At 68.9% G+C, this 6,365-nt stretch carries 9 protein-coding genes; all 9 read right to left on the minus strand.

Annotation, left to right across the window (positions count from 1 at the left end):
• Window positions 1-961 (minus strand): N-acetylglucosamine-6-phosphate deacetylase (locus APM_RS09805; protein WP_007423213.1); only part of this gene is annotated, 961 nt, incomplete at its 3' end.
• A 4-nt stretch (window positions 962-965) separates the two neighbouring features.
• On the minus strand, window positions 966-1,349 hold the full coding sequence (locus APM_RS09810) for a histidine triad nucleotide-binding protein (RefSeq protein WP_007423214.1): 384 nt from the start codon (window positions 1,347-1,349) through the stop codon (window positions 966-968).
• Window positions 1,346-1,840: a phosphoribosyl-ATP diphosphatase gene (locus APM_RS09815; protein ID WP_013640002.1), complete on the minus strand. Its 495-nt coding sequence runs from the start codon at window positions 1,838-1,840 to the stop codon at window positions 1,346-1,348. Before APM_RS09815 ends, APM_RS09810 begins: the two co-directional genes overlap by 4 nt.
• A gap of 8 nt (window positions 1,841-1,848) precedes the next feature.
• Entirely contained in the window at window positions 1,849-2,613 is a 765-nt protein-coding gene (hisF, locus tag APM_RS09820) for an imidazole glycerol phosphate synthase subunit HisF (RefSeq protein ID WP_007423216.1), read from the minus strand.
• Window positions 2,607-3,347, minus strand: coding sequence for a 1-(5-phosphoribosyl)-5-[(5-phosphoribosylamino)methylideneamino]imidazole-4-carboxamide isomerase (hisA, locus tag APM_RS09825; protein WP_007423217.1), 741 nt, complete (start codon window positions 3,345-3,347; stop codon window positions 2,607-2,609). The genes hisF and hisA overlap by 7 nt, the downstream gene beginning before the upstream one ends.
• Before the next feature lies 1 nt (window position 3,348).
• Window positions 3,349-3,909, minus strand: a complete 561-nt coding sequence (locus tag APM_RS09830) for a GNAT family N-acetyltransferase (RefSeq protein WP_011942224.1) — start codon at window positions 3,907-3,909, stop codon at window positions 3,349-3,351.
• Window positions 3,906-4,541 (minus strand): imidazole glycerol phosphate synthase subunit HisH, encoded by a 636-nt coding sequence (gene hisH / locus APM_RS09835; RefSeq protein ID WP_007423219.1) that lies wholly within the window; start codon window positions 4,539-4,541, stop codon window positions 3,906-3,908. The genes APM_RS09830 and hisH overlap by 4 nt, the downstream gene beginning before the upstream one ends.
• Window positions 4,538-5,128 (minus strand): imidazoleglycerol-phosphate dehydratase HisB, encoded by a 591-nt coding sequence (hisB, locus tag APM_RS09840; protein WP_007423220.1) that lies wholly within the window; start codon window positions 5,126-5,128, stop codon window positions 4,538-4,540. Before hisB ends, hisH begins: the two co-directional genes overlap by 4 nt.
• Window positions 5,129-5,187: 59 nt before the next feature.
• A partial coding sequence (locus APM_RS09845; protein WP_007423221.1) for an MFS transporter occupies window positions 5,188-6,365 on the minus strand: 1,178 nt, incomplete at its 5' end.

Here is a 6,365-nt window from a genome sequence, read left to right on the forward strand (position 1 = left end):
GGCGGCGTAGCCCTTCATCGAGCGTGATCGTCGCGCCGGTGAGCGATCCGTCCGGCCGCCGCGCGGCGCCGTCCCGCGCCTGCGCTGAATCGCCGCCGAAGCGTGCCGTGCTGCCCTCGGGCAGGCCGGCGAGGCTGACCGAATCGGTCACCGCCACCGCGCGCGCGCCGGCGGCGGCGAAGCCGAAGCGCAGCGCCAGCGCATCCGCATGCACGCCATCGGCGATGAAACACGCATGCACCCGCGCATCCGCGAGGGCGACGCCGATCAGCCCCGGATCGCGATGATGAAACGGCCGCATCGCGGTGAACACATGCGTCACCAGGCGGGCGCCGGCCTCGATCGCGGCCTGCGCTTCTGTCGCATCGGCGTCGCTGTGGCCCAGCGCCACCATCACCCCCGCATCCGTCAGCCGCCGCACCGCCGCAAGCCCGCCCGGCCGCTCCGGCGCGAGGGTGACGAGCTTCAGGGTGGCGGCAAGATCGGGGTCGGCCAGAAGTTCGTCCAGCGCCGCACCGGTCGGATCGCGCAGCCAGTCCGTGCGATGGGCGCCGCGCCGGTTGGGTGCGAGGAACGGGCCTTCGAGATGCAGCCCCGGCATCCGCGCGACCGGTTCGCCCGCCATCGCCGCCAGCGCCGCGCGCAGGCGCCGCGCCGCGCCATGCAGGGAGGCGAACGGCGCGGTGATGACGGTCGGCGCGAAACTGGTGACACCGCGCGCGCCGAGGGCCCGGCAGAGATGGCGGAAGCCATCGGTATCCGCCTCGGCGCAATCGATGCCGAAGGCACCGTTGTTGTGCAGGTCGATCAGGCCGGGGGCGAGGATGCCGCCCTGAAGCCGCAGGTCCGGGTTCGCCGGATCGTAGTCCAGCACCGCGGCGATCCGCCCGTTCTCGATGGCCACCGCGCCGGGGCCGGTGATCGCCCCGTCGCGGAACAGGCGGTCGGCCGCGATCAGCATCGGCTCAGCGGACGAGCATCGGCCCCAGCGGACGGCCGGCGAACACGTGCACGTGCAGGTGCGGCACTTCCTGATGGCTGTCCGGCCCCATATTGGCGAGCAGCCGGTAGCCGGTCTCCTCCGCGCCGATCTGCCGCGCCACCTCGCCGACCGCGCGCACGAAGCCGGTGATCTCGGCATCGCTGGCGGTGGAAGAGAAATCGGCGAAGGAGACGTATTTCCCCTTCGGAATCACCAGCACATGCTGCGGCGCCTGCGGGTTGATGTCGTGAAAGGCGAGGGCGAATTCGTCCTCATACACCTTGCGGCAGGGGATTTCGCCGCGCAGGATCCTGGCGAAGACGTTCTGGTCGTCATAGGGCGGCTTGCCGCTCACACCTGGTTTCATGGAATTTTCCTCGTTTCCGCGATCGACAGCAGCATCGGGCGGGACGCCTTTTCGGTGATCCCGGAAATGCCTTCCCGGCGCTGGAGTTCCAGCCACACATCTTCCGGCCGTACCCCGGCCGCGACCCACATGACCAGCAGGTGGTAAAGCACGTCGGCGCTTTCAGCGATCAGCGCCGTCCGGTTGCCAGCGACTGCCTCGATCAGGCATTCGACCGATTCCTCGCCGAATTTCTGGGCGACCTTGTTGACCCCGCGCGAGAGCAGGCGGGCCGAGTGACTGACCAGCGGATCGGCGGCTTTCCGTGCGAGGATGGTCGACCATAGCCGGTCGAGCACCTGAGCGTTCGGCGCCGCAGGGTTCAGCAGCGGGACGGGCGGATGGCTCGCGGCGCCCACTCCCTTCGGCTTCGCCTTCACCTTGGGTTTGGCGGAAGCGACCTTTTTCGGCTTGGCGTCGGCAGCGGCGGATTTCACGGGTTTCTTGGGCATGGCGATCTCTAGTGGGAGGCAACCGGGCGAACCGGCAGGCCGGCGGCGGCGAGGGCGGCCTTCACCTCGGCGATGGTGAACTGGCCGAAATGGAACACGCTGGCGGCAAGCAGCCCCGTCGCGCCCGCCTCGGCGCCTTCGACGAAATGCGCGAGCGTGCCGACCCCGCCCGAGGCGATCACGGGAATGTTCACCCGCGCGGTCACGGCGCGCAGCAGGTCGAGGTCGAAGCCGAGGCCGGTGCCGTCGCGGTCCATCGAGGTCAGCAGGATCTCGCCGGCGCCGCGCGCGGCCATCTCGGCGCACCAGCCCACCGCGTCGATCCCGGTGCCGCGCCGTCCGCCATGGGTGAACACTTCCCAACCCCTGCCGCCGCGCCGCGCATCGACCGCGACGACCACGCACTGGCTGCCGAATTTCCGTGCCGCCTCGTTGATGAAATCCGGGCGGGAAATGGCTGCCGAATTGATGCTGCACTTGTCGGCTCCGGCCAGCAGCAGGCGGCGCATGTCATCCGTGCTGCGGATGCCGCCGCCGACGGTCAGCGGCAGGAACACTCTGGCTGCGGTGCGGCCGACCACGTCGATGATCGTGTCGCGATTCTCATGGCTCGCGGTGATGTCGAGAAAGGTGAGTTCGTCGGCGCCCGCGCGGTCATAGACCACGGCCTGCTCCACCGGGTCGCCGGCATCGCGCAGCGAGACGAAGTTCACCCCCTTGACCACGCGCCCGTCCTTCACGTCGAGGCAGGGAATGACGCGCAGCTTCAGCATGCGGCGGCCTCCGCCAGCGCGGCCTGCGGGTCGATCCGGCCATCGTAGAGGGCGCGGCCGATGATCGTGCCGGCCAGATTGGGCGTCCGGGCGGCGGCGGCGCGCAGGTTGCGGATGTCCTCGATGCCGGCCAAGCCGCCCGAGGCGATCACCGGGATGGCGATGGCGGCGGCGAGGGCTTCGGTGGCGTCGAGATTGAGGCCCTGAAGCATGCCGTCGCGCGCGATATCGGTGTGGATGATGGCGGCGATGCCGGCATCCTGCAGGCGCATCGCCATCTCGGTCGCCGGCAGTGACGATGTTTCGGCCCATCCCTCGGTGGCGACCATGCCATCCCGCGCGTCGATGCCGACGACGATCCGCCCCGGAAAGGCGGCCGCCGCCTCGCGCACCAGGGCAGGGTTCTTCACCGCGGCGCTGCCGAGAATGACGCGCGAGATGCCAAGCTCGATCCAGGCGGCGATGCCCGCCATGTCACGGATGCCACCGCCGAGCTGCACCGGCATCGCCACCGCGGCGAGTATCGCGCGCACCGCCTCGCCGTTCACCGGCCGCCCGGCAAAAGCGCCGTTCAGGTCAACCACGTGCAGTGCTGTGAATCCGGCGGCCTCGAAGGCGCGGGCCTGGGCGGCCGGATCCTCGGCATAGACCGTCGCCTGGTCCATCTCGCCGCGGCGCAGACGCACGCAGGCGCCATCCTTGAGGTCGATCGCCGGGTAGAGGGTCAGCGCCATGTCAGGAAGCCTGCAACAACTTGTAGTAGAAATGCCCTGCGATCGTCTGCCCGTCGGTGCGGGCATAGGCCGGGTGCGTACCCCAGCGGACGAAGCCAGCACGCTCGTAGAGGGCGATCGCGGCGTCCTGGGTCGCGCGGACATCAAGGTTGAGCACCTGATAGCCGAGGGCGCGGGCGCGGTCTTCGACCCGCTCGACGATGAGGCGAGCCAGGCCGTGGCCGCGTGCGTAGGGGGCGACGAAATTATGCGCGAGCGTCGCGCCGAAGGCCTGCGCCTCGTTGTTGCGTGGCGGGCGGACAAGCTGGGCGGCGCCGTAGATCACCCCGTCCATCCGGCCGACGAACAGTTCGCGTTCCGGCACCATCACGACGCCGCGGAAATACTGCTCCAGCGCCGCGCGTCCTGGTGGGCGGAGCCAGCCGAAGCCGCCGCCATCGATGATCGCCGCATCGGCGGCCTCGCACAGCGTCTGCATGTCGTCATCGGCGATCGCGGTCAGGCGATCGACCTGCATGCTCGACGGGGGAGGAAGGTCGCAGAGGTCCGGTTGGGTCATCATGGCATCCAGCGCAGGAAATTCGCCAGAATGGTCAGGCCGACCTCCTGGCTTTTCTCAACGTGGAATTGTGTACCCGCCCGGTTGCCGGTTGCAACCATTGCCACGATCTCTTCACCATATGATGTGGTCGCGATCACCGGTCCGCGATCATCCGTGCGCAGGGCGTAGGAATGCACGAAATACGCATGGTCGCCCGGCGTGAGCCCGTCGAGCAGCGGGTGCGCGCCGGGGGTGAAGGCGAGTTCGTTCCAGCCCATGTGCGGCAGGCGCAGGCCGTCTGCGCGAATCGGCGCGATGTCGCCGCGAATCCACCCGAATCCGGGGGTGATTTCGTGTTCGAGACCGCGTTCGGCCATCAGCTGCATGCCGACGCAGATGCCAAGAAACGGCGCCCCGGCCTCGACCCGCCGATGCATCGCGGCGGCGAGGCCCGGGCGCGCGGCGAGCCCGTGCGCGCAGTCGGCGAATGCGCCCTGGCCGGGCAGCACGATCCGGTCGGCACCGGCAACGATATCCGGGTCGTCGGTAATCGAGACGGTGGCATCGAGCCCGAGACGGGAGGCGGCGAGTTCAAGCCCGCGCGCCGCCGAGGCGAGATTGCCGCTGCCGTAATCGATGACCGCAATCCTCACAGCACCCCCTTGGTCGAGGGGATCGCGCCCGCGGCCCGCGGATCGGGCTCGACGGCCATGCGCAGCGCCCGTGCCGCCGCCTTGAACGCGGCCTCGGCCACGTGATGCGCGTTGTGGCCGGCGCGGCGGGTCAGATGCAGGGCGAAGCCGCCATTGGCGGTCAGCGCCTGGAAGAATTCCTGAACCAGCTGGGTGTCCATGTCGCCGAGCATCGGTCGCTCGAACGGCACGTCGAACACCAGTAACCCCCGCCCGGAAAGGTCGATCGCGGCCTCGCACAGCGCCTCGTCCATCGGGGTCGCGGCGAAGCCGAAGCGGGTGATGCCGCGCTTGTCGCCCAGCGCCTCGCGAATCGCCTGGCCAAGCACGATGCCGACATCCTCCACCGTGTGGTGGGCGTCGATATGCAGGTCGCCCTCGGCGCGGACGATCAGGTCGAGCATGGCGTGCCGGCCGAGCGCGGTCAGCATGTGGTCGAAGAACCCGATTCCGGTGGCGATGTCGGTGTTGCCGGTGCCATCGAGGTCGAGCATCAGTTCGATCGATGTTTCGGATGTAGTGCGCGTGATGCTTGCAGTGCGGCTCATGCGCGCTGGCCTAGCCCAATTTCGCCGGCCCGCCAATCAGCCGGCCGGCGAAACTTCGCTCAGTGGTTGATCTGCTCGAGCGCGAGTCCCCTGGTCGAGGGACCGAGCGCGATCATCGCGATGCCCACCAGCATGGCGACGGCGATGAACACGGCCACTCCCGGCACGCCGTACCGGGCGAGCAGCACGCCGATCGCGAGCCCGGCGAAGGCCGCCGCCAGCCGGCTCCACGAATATACGAAGCCGACCGCGCGGGCGCGGATCCGGGTCGGATACAGCTCCGGCTGGTAGCCGTGATAGGCGAAGGACATCACGTTCGAGGCCAGCGTGAACAGCACGCCAAGGGCGATCAGCACCGGCGGCGCCGAACTCTGCGCGAACAGGCCGATCACGACCGTCATGACGACGAGCGCGCCGATGATCTGCGTCTTGCGCTCGATCCGGTCGGCGAAGACCGTGCCGAGCAGCGGGCCGAACGGATTGGCGATGGCGATGATGAAGGCGTATTCGAGACTGTGGGTGACGGTGATGCCGCGATGGATCAGCAGCGTCGGCACCCAGGCGGCGAAGCCGTAGAAGCCGATCACCTGCGCCATGTTGAAGATGGACAGGATGATCGTCCGCCGCAGGTATTCGGCGCCGAAGATTTCCATGATCGATCCGGCGCCTTCCTCTTCCGGGGCCGCCGGCTGCAATGGCGGCAGGGCCGCGCCGGTCTCCGCCGTCACCCGCCGCTCGATGTCGGCGACGATCGCCTCCGCCTCCGCCATCCTGCCGTGGCGGGCCAGCCAGCGCGGGCTTTCCGGAATGCCGCGCTGCAGGGCAAACACCACGACGGCGCCGACCGAGCCGATCAGGATCAGCACCCGCCAGTAGTCCAGCCCGAACGGCTTGCTGCCCTTCATGGCATAGGCCAGGAACGCGATCAGCGGCACCACGAGGAAGGTGATGAACTGGTTCACCGCGAAGGCCTTGCCGCGCTCGCCGCGTGGGATGATCTCGGATATGAACGTATCGATGGTGACGAGTTCGACGCCGATGCCGATGCCGGCGATGAAGCGCCAGATATCGAGCGCGAGGCCGCTGGTCTGGAACGCCATGATCGCGGTGCAGACCATGTACCACAGCAGCGAGCCGGTGAAGACGGCGCGGCGGCCGAACCGGTCGGCGACCTGGCCGAAGATCAGTGCGCCGACCCAGAGCCCGGCGAAGGTGGCAAAGACGAAGGTGCCGAAGC

This window comes from Acidiphilium sp. PM (assembly GCF_000219295.1).
Lineage (GTDB): Bacteria > Pseudomonadota > Alphaproteobacteria > Acetobacterales > Acetobacteraceae > Acidiphilium > Acidiphilium multivorum.